We start from the raw sequence: 21469 nt of genomic DNA on the forward strand, positions 1-21469 counted from the left end.
GGACTCGATGGTGTTCGCCCCGCAGTGGACGCACGGCCGACTGGGCCCGCCGCAGGCCGGCTCGGACGGACCGCGCACCTTCCTGGTGCCGCCCGGACAGCACCGGCTGCACCAGGAACTGACGGAGCGGTTCCCGCACAGCAGGGTCGTGCTGCTCCACGACGCGGCGATAGCCGAACTCGCCGCCGCACCGGCCGCAGGCGAACACCTGGTGTTCGTCAGCCGCACCCCATGGGCCGACGGGATCCGCGACGCGGACCTCACGGCCTTCCTCGAACTCGTCCACGCCCTCGACCGATGGCCGAGCGTCCGCCTCGACGTGTTCACCGACAAGGCGGTGCACAGCCCGCTGTTCACCGCCGCCACGCATCCCGTGGACGGCGTGTACGTCGGCCTGGCACAGGCCCTCGGCAAGGAGCGGCCCGACTGGTCGGTGCGCGTCTTCTGCCTCGCCGACCTCACCGCGTCGTCGCTGTCCGCGGCCCTGGACCGGCCTCTTCCGACCGAGTCGGACAAGCCCGTCTGCGTCCGCGGTGACGAGTACGCCGTCGCATCGATGGAACCGGCGTCGCTGGCTGCCTGGCCGGCCCGCTCGGCGTTCCGGACCGGAGGTACCTACGTCATCCTGGGCGGCACCGGCGGACTCGGAGGTCTGCTCGCCGAGCACCTGGCCGCCGTCTACCGGGCCGAGGTGGTCGTCATCGGCCGCCGCCCGGCCGAGGACTTCGCCCGGAGCGCACAGCAGCTGCGGGAGTCGGGCGCCCGCGCAGTCCACTACCACCAGGTGGACCTGGCCGACGGCCCGGCGCTCAAGAGCGCGCTCGACGCCCACGAGGTCATCCACGGCGTCGTGCACTCCGCGCTCGTGCTCCAGGACTCCACCCTCGCCACCATGAGCGAGCAGGTGCTGAGCGACGTACTGCGCCCGAAGCTGCACGGCACCCGCCACCTGGTGGACGCGCTGCGCGGCAGGGACATCGACTTCTGCCTCTTCTTCTCCTCCGTCCAGGCCTACATCGCCAGTGCGGGACAGGGCAATTACGCCGCCGCGTGCGTGGCCAAGGACGCCTACGCGGACCTCCTCCACCAGGCCCTGCTGATCGACGCCAAGGTCGTCAACTGGGGCTACTGGGGCGAGATCGGGGTCGTCGCGAAGCCGGAGTACCGGGAGCGGATGGAAGGGCTGGGGATCGGCTCGATCGAGCCGGCCGAGGGGCTGGCGGTCATCGAGCGGTTCCTCGCGACCGATCACCGACGGATCACGTGTGTGAAAGGAACGGAAGAGGCGTTGGAGCGCATGGGAATCACGCCGCACAAGCCCGTCGCCGCGGCATCGCCCGCCGGCTCCACGGCAGTTCTCGAGGACGTGGTGCCGGCCTTCAGGGGCGACGACACCGATGTCGCCCGCAACCGGGACCTCTCCGAGCGTCTGGAGGCCTACACCCGGTGGCGGCTTCGGCAGGTGCCGCAGCCGGCGACGACGATCGCCAAGTACGCGAAGCTGCGGGAGGCCATCGGCGCGATGCCCTCGGCGCAGTCCCTGCCGCGGGCCGAACTCCTGCGTGAGTACCCGGAGCTGGAAGGGCACATCGAGCTGCTCGACCGGTGCCTCGACCATCTGCCCGACGTGCTGAGCGGTGCCACCGACGCGGTGGAGGTGCTCTTCCCCGACGGCTCCTTCGACCTCGTCGCGCCCGTCTACCAGAGCAACCCCATCGCCGACTACTTCAACCGGATCTGCGCGCTGGTGGTGGCCAACTACCAGCGGCGCTCGGCCGGGCGCCCGCTGCGCATCCTGGAGATCGGCGCCGGGACCGGCAGCACCACCAAGTTCGTGCTGCCGAAGCTGGACCCGCGCGAGGTGAGCTACCACTTCACCGACCTGTCGTACGCGTTCCTGCACAAGGCGCGCGACGCCTTCGGCGGCGACTACCCGTTCCTCTCCTACGAGATCTGCAACATCGAGAACCCGCCCGAGGAGTACACCGGGTCCTTCGACATCGTCGTGGCCACCAACGTCCTGCACGCGACCTCGAACGTCCCCGGCACGCTCCGCAACGTGCGCACGGTGCTGCGGGAGGGCGGAATCCTCGTCCTCAACGAGATCACGACCCGCCAGGACTACGCCACGCTGACCTTCGGTCTCACCGACGGCTGGTGGCTCAGCAACGACCCGTACCGCATCGAGCACAGCCCCCTGCTCAGCAGTGACCAGTGGCGCTCGCTCATGCACGAGGCAGGCTTCGGCGCCGTACGGCCCCACGGCGGCGACGGACAGCAGGTCCTGGTCGCGCTGGCCGGCGCGGCGGACGAGCCGCCGGCCGAGGCCACCGCCGCCACCCCGGCCGCCGAGGCTGTCGAGGCCGTCGAGGTCGTTGATGTGCGGGAGCGGGTGGAGCGGTTCGTCCGTGAGGTGATCGCGGAGACGATGCGGTTCGACGTGGCGGAGGTCGAGTGTGACCGTCCGTTCCGGGACATGGGGATCGATTCGCTGATCTCGATGGAGTTGCTGAAGCCGTTGCGTGAGCGGGTGGGGTATGTGCCCGCGACGGTGTGGTTCGAGTACCCGACGGTGGCGCGGCTCGTGGACTATCTCGTCACCGAGTACGCCGACGCGGTGGCGCAGGCCTTCGGCGAACAGCCGGCCCCGGCCGCCGCTGCCGGGAACACAGCGCGGCAGGAGCAGACCGAGCAGGCCGAGCCGACCGAGCAGGCTGGGCAGAGCGCCCCGCACACCGGCGACTTCGTGCCGCGCCCCGGAGACATCGCCGTCGTCGGCATCGCCGCACGGCTGCCCGAGGCGGCGAACGCCAAGGAGTTCTGGGACAACCTCTTCGAGGGCCTGGACTGCACCTCCACCGTGCCCGCGGAGCGCTTCGGCGCACGTCTGACGGACGGCCCCGAGCCCGTCTCGTACACCGAACGCGGCGCCTTCATCGACGACATCGACGCCTTCGACCACACGTTCTTCAGCATCACCCCCCGCGACGCGGCGCGCATGGACCCCCAGGAACGCCTCGTCCTGGAGCAGACCTACCTGGCGATCCTGGACGCCGGATACAGCCGCGCCCGGCTCGCCGGCAGCGACACGGGAGTGTTCGTCGGCGTCATGAACGGCGGATACGCGTGGCACACGGCCACCGAACCCGGTGCGCAGCCGCCCACCTCGACGTTCTGGTCGATGGCCAACCGCGCCTCGTACCAGTTCGACTGGCACGGGCCCAGCATGGCCGTCGACACCGCCTGCTCGGCGTCCCTGACCGCGCTGCACCTCGCCTGCCAGGCCCTGCGCGCGCAGGAGTGCGACCGCGCCGTCGTCAGCGGCGTCAACCTCATCACGCACCCCCGCCAGTACCAGCTGCTGTGCGGCCTGGAGATGCTGTCGCGCACCGGGGAGTGCCGGCCGTTCGGCGCCGGGGCCGACGGCTTCGTGGACGGCGAGGGCGTCATCAGCCTGGTGCTCAGGCCCGCCGAGGACGCCCTCCGCGACGGGGACCGCGTCTACGCCGTCATCAGCGGCTCCGCGGTCAACGCCGGTGGCCGGGCGAACGGTTACACCGCGCCCAACCCCGAGGCCCAGTACGCGGTCGTCACCAAGGCCCTCGCGGCGGCCCGCACCTCCCCCGAGGAGGTGGGCTACGTCGAGGCCCACGGCACCGGCACCGCGCTGGGCGACCCCATCGAACTGCGGGCCCTCACCAAGGCGTACGCCGCGGCCGGCACCCAGCGGATCCGGCTGGGCTCGGTGAAGTCCAACATCGGTCACCTGGAGTCGGCGGCCGGCCTGAGCGGAGTGCTCAAGGCGGTGCTCCAGATGCGCCACGGCTCCCTGGTGCCCTCGCTGCACGCGGAACGCACCAACCCGCACCTGGACTTCGCGGCCACCCCGTTCAAGCTCAGCACGCAGCGCGAGCGGTGGCCCGCCGACCTGCCCCTGGTGTCCGCCGTGAGCTCGTTCGGCGCGGGCGGCGCCAACGCCCACGTGATACTGCGCGGGGTGCCCGAGAACACCGCAACCGTGACGAGCGCCACCGGTTCGCGGCGGGACTGCTACGTCATCCCGCTCTCCCACCACAGCAGCGCCGGGCTCCAGCTGGCCATGGACGAGCTGCGGCAGTGGCTGAGCGGGCGCCGGGTGGACATGGACGCCCTGGCCTACACGCTCGCGTGCTGCCGCGACAGCTTCGCGCACCGCGTGGCGATCGTCTGCCGTGACCAGGACGAACTCGTCCGCGGTCTCAAGCAGGACCTGCGCAGCCGTCCCAGGTCCCAGGACCGGGCGGCCCGGGCGGTGGGGGAGCTGTCCGCCCGCACGGCCCGCGACATCGCGGACCTGTACGAGTCGGGCGGCTCCCCGGACTGGGAGAGCTACTACCCGAAGACCACCCCCGTCGAGCTGCCCGCGTACCCGTTCCTGCGCCACCGCCACTGGGTCGACTCCGTGGAGTCCGGCTTCGACTCCCTCACCTCGCTGGTGTCCGCCCACCGGATCGACGGCGTGACCCTGGCCCCTGCGGCCTGGACGCTCTCGCTCCTCGCCGAACGGGCCGAGGGCCGCTCGCTGAAGAACGTGCTGTGGCAGAAGCGGATCACCGACCCCGAAGCCGTCGAGGTCCGCGAGCGCGGCGGCGAGCTGTCGCTCGTCGACCGCGCCACCGGCGACGTGCACTGCACGGCCGAGGTGGGGGCGCAGGCCGCGGTCGGCAGCCCGCCCGGCCTGCCCGCCGCCGCGCGCAGGCAGCACCGGCGGGAGATCTACGACGCCTTCCGGCGGCTCGGCTACGACTACGGCGAACCGCTGCGCGGCGTGCGCTGGGCCGAGGTCGGACCGGATGCGGTGCGGGCCTTCATCCACGTGGACCGCGACTGGGGATACGGCCTGTCGCCCGCGCTGCTGGACTGCGGCATGCAGCTGTCCATCCTGCTCTCGGCCGAACAGACGCCGGGCGGGCCCGTGTTCGTCCCCTACCACCTGGGACGGCTGACCGTCGTCCGGGCCCCGCGGGACGAGGCGGTGTTCTGCCACTGCGTGGCCCGGCCGGGCGGGTCCCAGCGGACCCGCACGTACGACTTCTTCTTCACCGACGAGCACGGCGACGTCCTCGTGGCCCTGGAGGAAGTCGTGTCCGTGGCGGTCGACGGCAACGCTCCGGCGGTGCAGCCGGCCCCGGCCCCCAGGTCCGACGCGGCGCCGTTCACCGTCTTCGAGCTGAACTGACGGGGGCGGCGATGGCCAGCGATGTCGTGATGTTCCCCGGGCAGGGCTCGCAGCGCCTGGGCATGGGCGAGGAGGTGTTCGACGCCTATCCCCGACTGTGCGACAGGGCCGACGAGATCGTCGGCTACTCCCTGCGCGAGCTGTGCCTCAAGGACCCGCACGGGCTCCTCAACGAGACCTCCTACACACAGCAGGCGATCTACTTCGTCAGCTGCCTGATGTACCTGGCGTACGCCGAGGAGTACGGGGACGAGCCGGTGCGGTGCGTGACGGGCCACAGCCTGGGGCTGTACCCGGCGCTCTTCGCGGCCGGCGTCTTCGACCTCTTCGAGGGGCTCGAGATCGTCTCCAAGCGCGGCGCCCTCATGCAGGAGGCGCGGGACGGGGCGATGGTGGCGGTCCTCGGACCGCAGGCGAACGACATCGACGAACACCTCGTCCAACTGGAGTTCTTCGACGTGGACGTGGCCAACTACAACCGCTGGGACCAGGTCGTCCTCAGCGCGGCGAAGCCGCGCCTGGACGAGCTGGTGCCGCGGCTGGAGGAGATCGGCCACCGCTGTGTGTGGCTGCCGGTCAGCGGGGCCTTCCACTCCCGCCACATGGAGCCGGCCCGGCGCGAGTTCGCACGGTTCCTGCGGGAGCGGGAGTTCGCGCCGCCCACCAAGACCGTGGTCTCCACGACGAGCGGCCGGACGCTGGGCGCCCAGCACCTGCTGGAGGAGATGGTCTTCCAGCTCGTGAAGCCGGTGCGGTGGTGGCAGACCGTGACGTATCTAGCCCGTACGGGACACAAGACCTTCGAAGAGATCGGTCCCGGCCGGGTGCTGACCAAATTGAGCGCAGAGATCCTCGGCGACGAATCCTCGCCGCAGGCCGAGCCCAGGAAGTGATGACCGTGGAAACAACAAACAGCAGGATCGCCGTGATCGGTGGCGGCGGCTCCGGCTCCGTCGCGGCCTGGCTGCTGGCCCGAAAGCACGACGTCACCCTCTTCGAGGCGGGCGAGTACCTGGGCGGGCACGCCTACAGCCACCCGGTCGAGACGGACCAGGGCACCCTCCACGTGGACATGGGCGTGGAGCACTTCAACGAGAAGCTCTCGCCCAACCTGTTCCGGCTGCTGAGCGACTTCGGCATCGGCACCTACGTCGCCCCGTCCTCCGTGCACGTGGACTTCCCCGGCGAGCAGCAGTCGTGGAACAACCTCAACTTCCTCGGCGAGCTGCGTGAGGAGCTGCACGAGGAGTTCGACCGGTTCCACCAGGAGATGAACCAGCTGCCCACCTCGGGCGACGACTCGTACAAGAACATGAGCATCGGCGAGTACCTGGACAAGAACGGGTACTCCAAGAGCTTCAAGTACAAGGCGATGAACCCGATCCTGAGCATCTACTCGGGCTGCCACGCGCCGTCCCTCGACTACAACCTCATGTACGTCGCGCTGTCGTTCAGCATGAACCTGCTTTCCTTCTTCTCCGCCGGGTACTGGCGCAAGGCCGAGGGCGGCATCCACGGCTACCTGGCCAGGATCGAGAGCGAGCTGGGCGACCGCATCCGGCTGAACACGCCCGTCGAAGCCGTCATCCCGACGGACTCCGGGGCGACGGTGGTGGCCGGCGGGCAGGAGCACCAGTTCGACCAGGTCGTGTTCGCCACGCACGCGGACGTGACGCTGCGGCTGCTGCGCACCTCCGAACCGCAGTACCGGGAACTGCTCGGGGACTTCGCGTACGTGCCGGTCGAGAGCGTGCTGCACCAGGACGAGAGCTGGCTCAGCCCGGTGGGCGGCGAGGCCTACTGCCAGTTCCGGATGCCGGAGGGCTTCGAACTCGCCCGCGCCGAGGAGCAGATGGGCAGCCTCACCCGCAACTGCAACGTGCTGTACCCCTACCGGAACGTCGACTCGCCCATCCTGATCACCTTCGACCCGCAGGAGGAGGTCGACGCCGAGCGCGTCATCGTCCGCCGCAAGTGGAAGCTTCCCCAGCTCCGTCCGGCCGACGTGCGCCGCAAGAAGCGGCTCAGCGAGATCCAGGGCCGGAACAACCTCTGGTTCTGCGGCACCGACACCAGCGTCACCGGGCACGAGGGCGCGATCGTCTCCGGCATGGTGATCGCGGACCGGCTGGGCGTTTCGCACCCCTTCGCGGACGACGCCCCCGCCGCCGGGCAGTTCCGCGGCATCAAGGAATTCATGGGTGTATGAGCGAACACCTCCGGCCTGCCGTCACTTTCTCAAACGGGGATGACCCATGGAATCGCTAGCACCTCGGTACCAGGACTTCGCTGCCCTCGCCGCCTCGGACGTGCCCGCTGGGCAGGCCGGCACCACGGTCGTGGTCACCGACCGGGCGGACATCGCGTCGGCGGCCCGCTCCATCGGCGCCGAGTGCTGGTACGCCGACCCCGCCACGGAGAACGAGGACCGGTTCGGGCAGGAACTGCGACGGCGCGTCGCCCTCCCCCAAGCTCTCGGCTCCGCTCGAGCAGGGGGGACCCCCAGCACCACCCTGGTGGTGGCCTGGGGCGACGGGCCGTCCGGCGGCACGCCGGAGTACGGCGCGGCGGTGAGGTTCGCCCGCGCCGCCCTGGCCCTGCTCCAGGCCGTGCGCGAGTCGGGGCGCCGCATCCACCTCGTCACGCTGTCCCGTGCGGCCGACGTACTCCCCTCGCTGCTCGACGGCATGGCCCGGACGGCCGCGCTGGAATGCCCGCTCGTCCACACGGCGGTCGAGTGCGGTGACCGCGTCACCGACGAGCGGCTGCGCGCGTGGATCGCGGCCGGTGCCGGCCACCCGGGGGCTGTGCTGCGAGCCGAGGGCGACCGGATCGCGCGCCTCGACCACGCGCCGCAGCCGCTGGACGGCGTGCGGCCGCGCGAGGTGTTCGGCGACGGCGACCCCGTCGTGGTCATCGGCGGCACCGGGGGCATCGGACGTCAGCTGTGCCGGTACCTGAGCCGGCACTGCGGCGCCCAGGTGTTCGTCCTCGGACGCGGCACGCCCGGCCCCGAGGCGCAGGCGGCGCTGAAGGAAGCGGGCGTGCGCAGCTACCTCGGCGCCCCGGCCCACGAGTTCGAGGCGCTCGACGGCGCGCTGCGCTACATCCACGACCGGTTCGGGCCGGTCAAGGCCGTGTTCAACCTGGCCGGAGTGCTGGACGACTGCCTGCTGTACAACCTGACCCCCGACCGCCTGGAGAACGTCCTGCGGCCGAAGGTGGCCACCGCCCTCAACCTGGCGGCCCTGACCGGCCCGCACCGGCCCGGCACGGTGGTGCACTTCAGCTCGCTGACGAGCGTCACGGGAAACGTCGGCCAGGCGGCCTACGGAGCGGCCAACGCGTTCCTCGACCGGCTGTCCGCGCACCGGCCCGACTGGTACAGCATCAACTGGGGCCTGTGGGACACCGACGGCATGCAGATGCCGGACGACGGCTCCGGGCTGCGGGCGATGCCCGCCGAGCAGGCCTGCGACGCGCTGATGTCGGCCCTCGCCACCGGGACGCGTCACCTGGTCGTCTACGACGGGCAGCTGCGCCTCGCCACCGACGCCGAACCGCCGGCCGCGTCACCGGGCGTCGCCGCGGGCGTACCCGCCGGGGCCGGTTCCCCCGCGGACCTGCTCGCCGGTACGACCCAGTGGCTGCGCGAACTCATCGTCCGCCACAGCGGCCTGCGGCAGCTGCGCGACGACGACAACCTGCTGGACGCGGGGCTCGACAGCGTGGGCAGCATCCGCGTCAGCAGGGACATCGAGACCCGCCTGGACATCACCGGGTCGTCCCGGCTGAGCCGCGCGGTCCTCTTCGAGTACCCGACGGTCGCGGCGCTCGGCGCGCACCTGGTCGAGAACTTCGCCGCCGAGCTGGACACCTTCCTCGCCCGTGAGCAGCCGCAGGCACCGGAGCCCGCCGCGGCCCCCGCGCCCGTGGCAGCCCCGGCGCCTTTCGCGGCCACGACCCCGACCCGACCCTCCACGGAGCGAGGGGAGTCCGGGTCCCCGGCGGACGTGCCCGAGGACGCCCCCGCGGCCGATGCCTACCGCCCCGACGACATCGCCATCATCGGCATGGCCGGGGAGTTCCCCGGCGGCGCCGACACCGAGGCGTTCTGGCAGGCGCTGCTGAGGGGCGACGACGCGGTACAGGTGATACCCGGCGAGCGCTGGGACTGGCGCGAGAACCACTCCTTCTCGCCGGACGAGCCGGGCACCTCCTACGGCCGCCACGGCGGATTCCTCGACCACGCCCTGGACTTCGACCCCGTCTTCTTCAACATCGCGCCCCTGGAGGCGCGGTTCATGGACCCGCAGGAGCGTCGCTTCCTGCAGTCCGTCTACCACGCCCTGGAGGACGCCGGGCACTTCGCCCGGCCGACCGACGACGTGGGCGTCTTCGTGGCCGCCATGTTCGGCCACTACCAGGACCTCACCGCTCCCGAGCGGGTGATCGGCAGTTCGTTCGCCGCCATCGCCAACCGGGTCTCCTACGCCTTCGACCTGCACGGCCCCAGCGTCGCCCTGGACACCATGTGCTCCGGCGGGCTCACCGCCCTGCACCTCGCCGTCCGCAGCATCCGCTCCGGGGACTGCGCGCTGGCCGTGGCCGGCGGCGTCAACCTCATGACCCACCCGGGGAAGTACCGCCTGCTGTCCGAGGGCAAGTTCCTCAGCCCCACCGGCCACTGCCAGGCCTTCGGAGTGGAGGCCGACGGCTACGTCCCCGGTGAGGGAACCGCCGCCGTGGTCCTCAAGCCGCTGTCCGAGGCGCTGCGGGACGGGGACCGGGTGCACGCCGTCATCCGGGCGACGGCGGTGAACTCCGGCGGCAGGACGGCCGGCTTCACCGTGCCGTCCGAACGCGCCCAGCGCCGCGTGATCACCTCGGCCCTGGCCGAAGCGGAGATCGAACCGGCCGCGGTGACCTACGTCGAGGCACACGGCACGGGCACCCGGCTCGGCGACCCGATCGAGGCGCGCGCGCTGCGCCAGGCCTACGGCGGGCCCGAACAGGGCCGCGCCTACCTGGGCTCGGTGAAGAGCAACATCGGCCACCTGGAGTCCGCCGCGGCGATGGCCGGACTCGTCAAGGTCGTCAAGCAGCTCGCCCACCGGACCCTGGCGCCCACCCTGCACTGCGCACTCGAAAACCCCGACCTGCACCTCGAGGACTCGCGTTTCGCCCTGGTCAAGGAGACCCTGCCCTGGCCCAAGGGCAGCGGTCCCGTGCGCTTCGCCGGACTGAGCTCGTTCGGCGCCGGCGGCGCCAACGGGCACGCGATCATCCAGGAGTTCGTGGCACCCCGCCCGGCCGGCCCCGTCCCCGAGTTCCCGCGCTACTTCATCCCGCTCTCCGGGCGGGACGAGGCCGCCGTGCGACGGCGCGCCGAGGACCTGCTCGCCGCGCTGCGCGACGCGCCCGACACGGCCTCGTACCTGTACGGGCTGAGCTACACCCTGTGCTGCGCCAGGCAGCACTTCCGGGTCCGGCGCGGCTACTGGGCCACGAGCGTGCAGCAGCTGGCCGGCCTGCTCCGCAGCGCCGACGGGACCTCCCCGGCCGCCCCACCGGCCGGCGACCCCTGGGCCAGGGCGGCGTCGGCGTACCAGGGCGGCGAGAACCCCGACTTCACGGAGCTGTTCCCGGTCCGCATGCTGGTGGACGCCCCGCTCTACCCCTTCGCCGCCGAGCGCTACGTGGCCGACACGCTCGACCACGCGAACCGGCCGCCCGCCCGCGCGGCCGTTGCCGCGCCGGCCCTGCGCGGCACGGCCGGCGACGCCGCCGAACTGCTGCTCACTCCGGTGTGGCGGCCGAGCCCGGCGAACGCCCCGGCCGACACCCCGGTGCCGTACGTCCTCGTCCTCACCGACCGCGGCCGAGAACACCGGCTTCCCGACCCGCCCGAGGGGACCCGGCTGATCCGGGTGACCCCCGGTGACGCGCCGGTCATCGAGCCGGACCGGATCGAGCTGCCCGACGGCGACGAGGCCGCCGCCCGGCGCGCCCTGGAACACCTCACCGGCGAACTGGGCCTGGAACACCTGTACTGGGTGGATCTCAGGCGCGAGGGGACGGTGGCCTCGCAGCTGTCCTTCGCCAAGGCCCTGCAGGGCTGCCGCACCCCGTCCACGGTCCTCGGCGTGACCCACGAGACCGACACGGCCGACGTGCGTACCTGGGCCGGATTCCTGCACGGACTGGCGGAGGAGAACCCGCATGTCCGCACCGTCCAGGCCCGCCGCACCGGTACCGGTGACGCGCTCGCCGACGGCTGGGAGCCCCTGCTGGACGAACTGCGTGCCGCCCGCCGTCCGCTCACCGAGGTCAGGTGGGCAGGCGGAACCCGCCAGACGCGCGAGCTGACGGAACTCGGCCTTGCCGACGGCGTCCGGCTGCGCACCGGGGGGACCTACCTCCTCACGGGCGGCCTGGGCAAGGTCGGCCGGGCCATCGCCGAACTCCTGACCGAGCGGTACCGGGCCACGGTCATCGCCGTCGGCCGCTCCGCGCCGGACGCCGGGCAGCGGCAGTGGATCGCCGCGTCGCCGGGGCTGCACTACGAGCAGGCGGACATCGTCTCCGCGGCCCGGACCCGGGAACTGATCGAGAAGATCCGCGAACGCTTCGGCGGCCTCGACGGAGTCATCCACTCGGCCGGCGTCATCAGGGACGCCCTGGTGCAGAACAAGACGGCCGAGGACGCGGAGGCGGTGCTCGCCCCGAAGGTGCAGGGCACGCTGAACCTGGACCGGTACACCGCCGAGCTGCGCCTGGACTTCTTCTGCGTCTTCTCCTCCATCTCCAGCGTCATGGGCAACACCGGGCAGAGCGACTACATCGCCGCCAACCGCTTCCTCGACGAGTTCGCGGCCGAACGCGCCCGGCGCGTGGCGGACGGCGAGCGCAGCGGCCTGAGCCTGTCGGTCAACTGGCCGCTGTGGCTGGACGCCGAGGACGAACGGCGCGAGCAGTACGAGGCGCTCGCCGGATTCCTGCGCGGCCAGTTCGGGATGGAGCCGCTCTCCTCACGGCGCGGCGCGGAGCTGTTCCTCGACCTGCTGGACGGCCTGCCCGAGGCATGCCACCAGGTCATTCCCTGTGTCGGCGACGTGCAGCGGATGCGGCAGCGGCTGCTGCCCGGCGCCGCCCCGGCCGTCCGGAGCCAGGCCCCCCGCCCCGGCGCGACGCTGGAGGACATCGGGGAACGGCTCGTGGAACTGGTGCGCGCCCGCACCGGCCTGCGACCGGAGGACATCCCCTACGACCGCACCTGGGGCGATCTCGGCTACGACTCGGTCATGCTCCAGCAGCTGGCCCGGGAACTGGGCCCGCAGTTCGGCGTGGAGACCCCGCCCAACGCCCTCTTCAAATACAGCAGCATCGCCTCGCTGAGCGCCTATCTGAGGGACCAGGGCGCAGCGGGCGTACCGGACGAGGGCCAGGCGGACAGCGCGCCGCAGCCGTCCCCGGCCGCCGCCGGCGAGCAGGACACCGGACGCGGCCGGTACGCCGTGATCGGGATGAGCGGCATCATGCCCGGAGGCGCGGACCTGGCGGACTTCTGGCAGCTGCTCGTCGAGAACGGCAGCGCCATCCGCGCGGTCGACCGCTGGAAGGACCGCGAAAAGCAGTACTTCGCGGGCACCATCGACGGGTTCGACGCGTTCGACCACTCCTTCTTCGGGCTCTCCGCCCGGGAAGCGATGCTCATGGACCCGCAGCACCGGCTCTTCCTGCAGAGCGCCTACAACGCCCTGCTCGACGCCGGCTACGCGCCCGGAGCGCTGCGGGAGGTGGGCGTCTTCGCCGGCGTGCAGTTCAGCGAGTACCAGACGGCGTTGCAGCACAGCGAGGACTGGGCCCACCCGTACACCGTCACGGGCAACGCGCACGCCATGCTCGCCAACCGCGTGTCCCACCTGCTCGACTTCACCGGCCCGAGCCAGACGGTCGACACCGCCTGCTCCAGCGGCCTGGTGGCGCTGAACCGGGGCGTGCTCTCGCTCGCGGCGGGGGAGTGCGACGTGGCTCTCGTGGGCGCCGTCAGCGTGCTCGTCGACCCGGCCGCCACCGATGCGGCGAGCAAACTGGGGGTGCTCTCGCCCGACTTCCGCTGCGCCACCTTCGACAAGGACGCCAACGGCTATGTGCGGGCGGAGGGCGTGGGCTGTGTCGTGGTCAAGCGGCTCGCCGACGCCGTGCGGGACGGCGACGCCGTGCTCGCGGTGATCGAGGGGGTGGCCGAGAACCACGACGGCCGCTCCAACTCGCTGACCGCTCCCAACCCCGAGGCGCAGGTCGCCCTGCTGAACAAGGTCTACACACCGGAGCTGGCCGCCCGGGTCTCGCACATCGAGGCGCACGGCACCGGCACGAACCTGGGCGACCCCATCGAGGTCAGCGCGCTGCGCACCGCGTTCGGTGCGCTGGCCCCGCACCGTGAGCCGGGCAGCATCACGCTGGGCGCGGTGAAGACCAACGTGGGCCACCTGGAGCCGGCCGCCGGGATGGCCGGGCTGCTGAAGCTGCTGCTGTGCCTGCGCCATCACCGCCTGCCGGCGAACATCAACTTCAAGGAGCCCAACCCGCTCGTCGAGCTGGACGGTTCGCCGTTCCGGCTGCTGCTGGAGAACGAGCGGTGGCAGCAGAGCGCACCGCTGGTGGCCGGCGTCAGCTCCTTCGGGTTCGGCGGGTCCAACGCGCACGTGGTCCTCTCCGAGGCGCCCGTCCCGCCACCGGCCCGCAAGGCGTCGCGGCCGCACTGGCTCATCACGCTCAGCGCCCGCTCCGCCGCCTCGCTCACCCGGATGCGGGACAGCCTGCTGGAGTGGCTGCGCGGCCCCGAGGCGGAGCGCGCGGACCTCGCGGACGTCGCCCACACCCTGGCGGCCGGCCGCGACCACTTCGAGTACCGCACGGCCTGGATCGTCTCCAGCATCCCGGAGCTGCGTCGGCGGCTCGAGGAGGCCCGGCCCGAGGAGGTGGCCAAGTGCCGGCCGCAGCGGCTGACCACGCACCCGGTGACGCTGCCGGACGCGGCGGATCCCGGCCACCGCGAGGCCCTGGAGGCCCTACGGGCCCGATACGTGGAGGGGGAGGAGTTCGCATGGGAAACGATGTTCGACGACGGGCAGTTCAGCCGGCTGCATCTGCCGGGCTACGCGTTCGAACAGAACCGGTTCTGGTTCGAGTGACCGGTACCGGCAAGGCAACGGCGCGCCAGGAAATCGAGAGTGGGCATGGACGAGCTGCTTGAGGACGACACCCCGGTCGTGGTCGGCATGGCCTGCCGGTTCGCCGGCAGCGACGGCCTGGAGGAGTACTGGGAACGCCTGCGGCTCGGCCGCAGCGCCCTGGGCACCACCGGGCGCTGGGCAGGGGAGGAGGATGCCGCCTCCTTCGTCGGCGGCTTCCTGGACGGACACCAGGACTTCGACGCGCGGTTCTTCCGCGTCTCACCGAACGAGGCGCAGTGCATGGACCCGCAGCAGCGGATCCTGCTGCAGACGGTGCAGCACGCCGTCGACGACAGCTATCTGACCGCCGCGGACCTGCGCGACCTGGACTGCGGGGTGTTCGTCGCCGGGCTGCCCGGCGACTACCGCTCCCTGGTGGCGCAGCGCAGCGACATCGTCTACGGCACCCACAGCTTCCTGGGCAACGCGCCCTCGACGCTGTCGGGCCGCATCTCCTACTTCTACGACATCAACGGCCCGTCGATCACGCTGGACAGCGCCTGCTCCTCGTCGCTGGCGGCGCTGCACGAGGCGGTGCTCAACGTCCGGGCCGGACAGTGCCGCGCCGCGGTCGTCGGCGCCGTGTCGGTCTTCAGCACCCCGGAGGTGCTGCGCTTCGCACAGCGTTCCCGGATGAGCTCCCCCGAGGGCGCGTCGCTGCCCTTCACCGACGCCGCCGACGGATTCGTACCGGCCGAGGGCGCCGCATCGCTCGTCGTCATGCGCCACGACGAGGCCCGGGCCCGGGGACTGCGGATCTACGGAGCAATCCAGGCGACCGGCACCAACCACAACGGCACCACCAACGGCCTGATGGCGCCGAGTTCCCGCGCGCAGTCCCGGCTGATCGCCGAGCTCTACGAGCGCGAGAAGATCGACGCCTCGCAGATCGCCTACCTGGAGACGCACGGCACCGGGACGCCGCTGGGCGACCCCATCGAGCTGGAGGGCCTCAGGTCCGCCTTCCGCCGGGCCGGCAGCGACGGCTGCCACCTCGGCGCCGTGAAACCGCTCATCGGGCACACCCTGGTGGCCTCGGGGCTGGCGAGCGTCATCAAGGCGCTGCTCGCCTTCCACCACGAGACGATCCCGCCGGTGTCCGCCACCGACGACGCGGTCTCCTACCTCGACGTCGAGCCGTTCCGGGTCAACCGGGAACCGCTGCCGTGGCCGCAGGACAAGCCGCTGTGCGCCATCAGCGCCTTCGGCTTCACCGGCTCCAACGGGCACGTGGTCCTGCGCAAGCTGCCGGACACCCCGGCGGGCGAGGACGCGGTGGACCGCCGCCCGGGGCGGGCGCTGCCCTTCTGCCTGTCGGCCGAGTCACCGGGCAGCCTCGCGGCGCTGGCCCAGCGCTGCCGGGTGCTGGTCGCCGAGCTGCCCCAGGACCTGCTCTGGGACCTCTCCCAGCTGCTGCTGCGACGCCCGCGCCACACCCACGAGCAGGTGGTCGTGGCCCGTACCCGGGACGAACTCCTCACCGGCCTCGACACGTTGACGCGAAGCGACGAGGACGGCCCGGCACCCCGGACCGCGGACACCAACCGGCTCGACGACCACCTGCGCGACCTGGTCACCCACTGGCGGGCGCAGGACACCCCCGCCCTGCAGCGGCGGCTCGACGCACCGGCCGGCCTGGCCCGGATCGCGCTGCCCGCCTACCCCTTCGAGAAACGGCGGCACTGGGTGATCGAAGAGCCCCCCGCCCGGACACCCGACACCCCGCAAGCGGAGGAGGTCCCGGAACCCGTGGCCGACGGTCTCGTGAAACAACTGTGTGCTCAACTGTCGGCTCTGCTGGGCTACGACGAAGAGACGGACCAGGTCGTACCCGGCACCAAGATCGCCTCGCTCGGCCTGGACTCGCTCTCGGCCGTTCAGCTGCTGAGCCCCTACCAGAAGGCCGGAAGCGCCATCAAGGCGCACGACCTCTTCCGCCACGAGACGGTGGCCGACCTCGCCGCCGCCATCGGCGGCCGGCCCCTCGCATCACCGCAGGAGACACCGCAGGAGCCACCGGCCCGGAACGACCGCGGCGGCCCGGCGGCGGACACGGCCCGCCGGGCGAGCCACCGGCCGCCGCTGACCCGGTGGTCCGAGTACGGCGACTCGGGGCGGCCCACCCTGCTGCTCCCGCCGCTCAACTGCGACCGGCGGGCATGGACCCAGCAGATCCCGGCCCTGCTGCGGGAGGGACGCAAGATCTACGTCCCGGAGTACCCGGGGCACCAGGACGCCCCCTTCGACGAGGAGCGCTTCTCCTTCGAGGCGCTCGCGGACGAGGTGGCCGACTTCCTGCGGGACACCGCCGACGGCCCGGCCGACCTGGTCGGCTGGTCCCTGGGCGGCTGCATCTCGACCCTGACCGCCCTGCGGCACCCGGAGCGCGTCGCCTCGCTGACACTCATCAGCTGCGCGCCCCGCTACGGCGAGGACGCCTTCGAGCGCACCCTCGACCTGCGCGAGGAGCTGCGCCTGCACGGGGGCCTGCTGGAAGCGGTGTTCGGCGAGGGCGGCAACCTGGCCGAGAAGTTCAGCGGGAACGCCTCCATGGACATCCTGCGCTGCTACTACACGGCCCTGACGGGCTTCGACATCGTCGACCGGCTCCCGGACATCACCGCGGACTGCCTGGTGGTCCGCGGACTCGGCGACTGCGTCCTCGACACGGACACGGTCGCCCAGTACGCGCAGATCCCCGGGGTGCAGGTGCGCGAGTTCGAAGACCACGGGCACTACGTGCCGCTCACCGCGGCACGGTCCTTCAACAAGACGCTGACGGCGTTCTGGGCCGGGCGAGGCTGACCCGGAACGCCGGGTGACATCGCGATACTCAACTCCTCATGGAAACGGATTGGTTGCCGGACATGCTGGTACGCAAGGACAAGGCGGCGGTCGTCCTCTTCGACATGCAGCTGGAACTCATCCCGCTGCTGCTGGAGGGCACCCAGCTGCTGCACAACACCTGCTGGGTGGCCGAGGTGGCGCGGGAGTTCGACGTTCCGCTGCTGCTGACCGAGCACAAGAAGCTGGGCGGACCCTCCCTGTCGCTCGACGAGGCGGCCAAGGGCGCGCCCCGGCTGGAGAAGGAGCACTTCGACTTCCTGCGCGAAGAGTCCATCGCGCAGCATGTGGCGGCAACCGACCGGGACCAGTACGTGCTGGCCGGTGCGGAGACCCACGTGGTCATCCTCCAGTCGGCGCTGAGCCTGCTGGAGCAGGGCAAGACGGTGTTCGTGCTGGCCGACACCGTCTCCGCCCGGAACCAGGCGGACCACGAGCTGGGGCTGGCCCGCCTGCGGCAGCTCGGGGTGCACCTGATCACGCGGGAGATGCTCTTCTTCGAGCTGATCCGCAATTCCGAGGACTCCCGCTACCTGGAACTGGCCAGGAAGTACCTGGACGGGCGGTACATCCGCTAGCCCCTGCCCGGCGGATCGGGCCGCATCCACCTCCGTGGCCCGATCCGCCGGACAGGCCCTAAGCGCGCGGCGCGGGCCCTGCCGGACCGAGCAGCCGCCCGTCGGACAGCTCCAGGAGCCGGTCGCGGTGGCGCTCGCGCAGGGCGCGGTCGTGGGTGACCATCACGACGGGGCCCGTGAAGCGTTCCACCGCCTCCAGCAGCTGCTCGACCAGCACCAGGCTGAGGTGGTTGGTGGGCTCGTCCAGCAGCAGCAGATGCGGCCGCCGGGCGAAGAGCAGCGCGAGTTCCAGGCGCCGCCACTGGCCCACGGACAGCCGGTTCGCCGGGGTGCCGAAGTCCTCGGGGCCGAACAGGCCGAACCTGGTCAACTCGGCCGCGGCGTCCTCGACATGGGCCGCGCGGCGCGCGGCAAAAGCCTCCAGCAGCCCACGCCGCTCCGCGCCGAAGTCGCTGTCCTGCGGCAGATATCCGATGCGCAGCCCCGGCGCGCACTCCACCACCCCGGCGTCCGGGGCCCGCTCACCCGCAAGCACCGACAGCAGCGTCGACTTGCCCGCGCCGTTCGGTGCGCTGATCACGTGACGGCTGCCCGCCGCCAGCGCCAGGTCCGCTCCCCGCAGCACCTCCCCGACCTTCAGGCCGGTGGCCCGCAACAGCACACCGTCGGTCGGCTCCTGGACCTCGTCGGCGGGGTCCGTGGCCTGCGGGGAAGCGAAGTCGAGGGGCTCCGGAGGAGGCGGCACCGCCTCCTGGAGCAGCTCTCGCAGATGCTGCTGGGCGGCGCGGGTCCTGCGGGCGACAGCCGCCTCGGCGGCGCTCCCCATGGCGTTGTAGGACAGTTTGTCGTTGTCGCCCCTGCCCGCGAAGACGCGGCTGCCCGCACGGGCCCTGTGCAGCCGTCGGCGGGCCTCGGCCAGGTCCCGGCTCCATTCGCGGTACCGCTGCCACCAGCGCTCGCGCGCCGCGGCGCGTTCGTCCAGGTAGTCGCGGTAGCCGCCGCCGTAGCGCACCGTGGAGCCTTTCGGGCCGTCCAGGTCGACGATGGCGGTGACGGCCGTGTCGAGCAGCGCCCGGTCGTGCGAGGCGATCAGACAAGGGCCCTGGTACGAGGCGAGCCACTGGACGAGCCAGTCCACCGCCCGGTCGTCCAGGTGGTTGGTGGGCTCGTCCAGCAGCAGCCCGGCCGGTTCGGTGAGGACCAGCGAAGCCAGTGCCAGCCGGGTCCGCTCGCCCCCCGAGAGGGTCCGGATGCGGCGGGCCCGGTCCAGCCCGGCCAGGCCGAAGACGTCCAGCACCTCACCGATGCGGGCGCCCAGCTCCCAGCCGCCGCGGCGGGCGAACTCCTCCTGGAGACGGCCGTACTCCTCAAGAACCGCATCGAGATCGCCCTCGTCGCACGACATCCGCTCCTCCGCGGCGCGCATCCGTGCGGACAGTTCCCCGATCTCGGCGGTCGCCTGCGCGAGCACGTCCTCGATGGTGGAGTCGGCCGGAAACTCCGGCTGTTGGGGCAGGAACCCGACCTGGCCCGTCACCGCGCGCACCACCTGGCCGCGCTGCGGCGTCAGCGCGCCGGCGAGGGCGCGCAGCAGGGTGGACTTTCCCCGGCCGTTCTCACCGATCAGCCCCACCCGCTCGCCCCGGGAGACCGTGAGCGACACATCGCGCAGCACCTCGCGGTCCCCGAGCACACAGTGCAGGTTCTCGGCGAGCAGGTGCGCCGAGCGGTGGTCGGCGGACAGGATGTCCTGCCCGCCGCTCGGTGGCGAGGACGCGTCACTCATCGCCGGGCGCCCCCGTCTCGTGCAGGCGGCCGTCGGCCATCCGCAGCCAGCGGTTCACCCCGATCTCCTTGACGAACCGTTCGTCGTGGCTGACCACGACGAACGCACCCTCGTACGAGTTGAGGGCCCCCTCCAACTGCTCGACGCTGTCGAGGTCGAGATTGTTGGTCGGCTCGTCGAGCAGCAACAGCTGCGGCGCCGGCTCGGCACCCAGGACACAGGCCAGGGTGGCGCGCAGCCTCTCGCCTCCCGACAGCGCCCCGACCGGGAGGTGCGCCGCGGGCCCGCGGAAGAGGAAGCGGGCCAGCAGGTTCATCCGCTCCGCCTCGGGCTTGAGCGGCGCGTAGTCGGCCAGGCACTGCGCGACGGTGCGGTCCAGCGGCAGCGTGTCCAGCCGCTGGGAGAGATAGGCGATGCGGCCCTCCGCCCGCTTGAACTCCCCGCGCTCCGCCACGAGTTCCCCGCTGATCACGCGCAGCAGGGTGGACTTTCCGACGCCGTTGGCGCCGGTCAGCGCGATCCGCTCCGGCCCGCGGATGGTGAGACTGACCCCCTCGCCGGCGAAGAGCTCCCGCTCGCCGTACCGGACGTTGATCCCCTCGCCGAGGAAGACGTTGCGTCCCGCCGGAACATTGGTGTCGGGCAGCTCGAGCGAGATCCTGCGGTCGTCCCGCAGTGCCCGGCTCGCCTCGTCCAGCCGTGCCTTGGCGTCGGCGAGGCGCTGGCCGTGCATGTCGTTCGACTTGCCCGCCGACTCCTGGGCGCGCCGCTTGAGCGTGCCCGCGGCCATCTTGGACATGCTGCCCTTGCGGTACGCCCTGGCGCCGATGCCGGCCCGGCGCACGGCCCGCTCCCGGGCCTGCTGCATCTCCCGCTTCTCCCGCTTGACCTGCTGCTCGGCGCTGCGGATGTTCTTCTCGGCGGTCTCCTGCTCGGCGCGCACGGCCTCTTCGTAGTCGGTGTAGTTGCCGCCGTACAGCTGCATGTCACCCGATTCGAGTTCGGCGATGCCGTCCATCAGGTCGAGCAGCGCCCGGTCGTGGCTGACCACCAGCAGGCAGCCGCTGTAGCTCTCCAGCACCTGGTAGAGCCTGCGGCGGGCGTCCAGGTCGAGGTTGTTGGTCGGTTCGTCCAGAAGCAGTACGTCGGGCTGCCTGATCAGCTGGGTCGCGAGGCCGAGGGAGACGACCTGGCCGCCGCTGAGGGCGTGCAGCCGCTGGGTCAGCGGGATGTCGCCGAGGGCCAGGCGGTCGAGATGGACACGGCTGCGTTCCTCGATGTCCCAGTCGTCGCCGACCGTGGCGAAGTGCTCCTCGCTCACGTCCCCGGACGCGATGGCGTCCAGCGCCTCGATGACCGGGGCGATGCCGAGCACCTCGGCCACGGTCAGGTCGCCGGTCAGGGGCAGGCTCTGGGGGAGGTAGCCGAGCAGGCCCTGGACGGTCACGGACCCGCGGTTCGGGCTCAGTTCGCCCACGATCAGCTTGAGCAGGGTGGACTTGCCCGCACCGTTCGGCGCGACCAGACCGGTGCGGCCGTCCCCGACGGACCAGGACAGGTCCTGGAACACGGCAGTGCCGTCGGGCCAGGAGAAGGAAAGATTCGAGCAGACGATGCTGGCGTCGGACATACGCAGGCCTCGCAGATGATGCGGGCGCACCAAGGCGCCCAAGGGATGGAGTGGTCAGAGCACGTGGGGGCACGGCCACGGCGCCGCGCACGCTTCGTGCACAGCGGTGGCAGTCGACATCCGGGGATCACCCGGAGATGTCGTCGTCACCCGCTACCAGCACGGCTACCT

General features: G+C 71.8%; 8 protein-coding genes. 6 read left to right on the plus strand and 2 right to left on the minus strand.

The annotated features are described in order from the left end of the window. The first annotated feature begins 7 nt into the window (after positions 1-7). The 6 genes from AQI88_RS26045 to AQI88_RS26070 are packed head-to-tail and all read left to right on the plus strand — an operon-like array spanning position 8 to position 17882. Positions 8-5218, plus strand: coding sequence for a beta-ketoacyl synthase N-terminal-like domain-containing protein (locus AQI88_RS26045; protein ID WP_244184327.1), 5211 nt, complete (start codon positions 8-10; stop codon positions 5216-5218). Between the two features lie 11 nt (positions 5219-5229). Then, a complete protein-coding gene (locus AQI88_RS26050) occupies positions 5230-6111 on the plus strand; it encodes an ACP S-malonyltransferase (protein ID WP_067003694.1) in 882 nt (293 codons plus the stop codon). A 5-nt stretch (positions 6112-6116) separates the two neighbouring features. Next, positions 6117-7427 (plus strand): FAD-dependent oxidoreductase, encoded by a 1311-nt coding sequence (locus AQI88_RS26055; protein ID WP_208615903.1) that lies wholly within the window; start codon positions 6117-6119, stop codon positions 7425-7427. 46 nt (positions 7428-7473) lie between these two features. Further along, the gene (locus tag AQI88_RS26060; RefSeq protein ID WP_067003698.1) at positions 7474-14418 is read left to right on the plus strand and encodes an SDR family NAD(P)-dependent oxidoreductase; all 6945 of its coding nucleotides are present in this window, start codon (positions 7474-7476) and stop codon (positions 14416-14418) included. A gap of 45 nt (positions 14419-14463) precedes the next feature. Next, positions 14464-17265, plus strand: a complete 2802-nt coding sequence (locus tag AQI88_RS26065; protein ID WP_067003700.1) for an alpha/beta fold hydrolase — start codon at positions 14464-14466, stop codon at positions 17263-17265. Positions 17266-17303: 38 nt separating this feature from the next. Beyond that, positions 17304-17882 (plus strand): hydrolase, encoded by a 579-nt coding sequence (locus tag AQI88_RS26070; RefSeq protein ID WP_208615904.1) that lies wholly within the window; start codon positions 17304-17306, stop codon positions 17880-17882. 58 nt (positions 17883-17940) lie between these two features. On the opposite strand, the gene AQI88_RS26075 is transcribed toward AQI88_RS26070, so the two are convergent. Then, on the minus strand, positions 17941-19668 hold the full coding sequence (locus tag AQI88_RS26075) for an ABC-F family ATP-binding cassette domain-containing protein (RefSeq protein WP_067003704.1): 1728 nt from the start codon (positions 19666-19668) through the stop codon (positions 17941-17943). Next, positions 19661-21298, minus strand: coding sequence for an ABC-F family ATP-binding cassette domain-containing protein (locus AQI88_RS26080; RefSeq protein WP_067003706.1), 1638 nt, complete (start codon positions 21296-21298; stop codon positions 19661-19663). The genes AQI88_RS26075 and AQI88_RS26080 overlap by 8 nt, the downstream gene beginning before the upstream one ends. Positions 21299-21469: the final 171 nt, after the last annotated feature.

Origin of the sequence: Streptomyces cellostaticus (genome assembly GCF_001513965.1) — a bacterium.
GTDB lineage: Bacteria > Actinomycetota > Actinomycetes > Streptomycetales > Streptomycetaceae > Streptomyces > Streptomyces cellostaticus.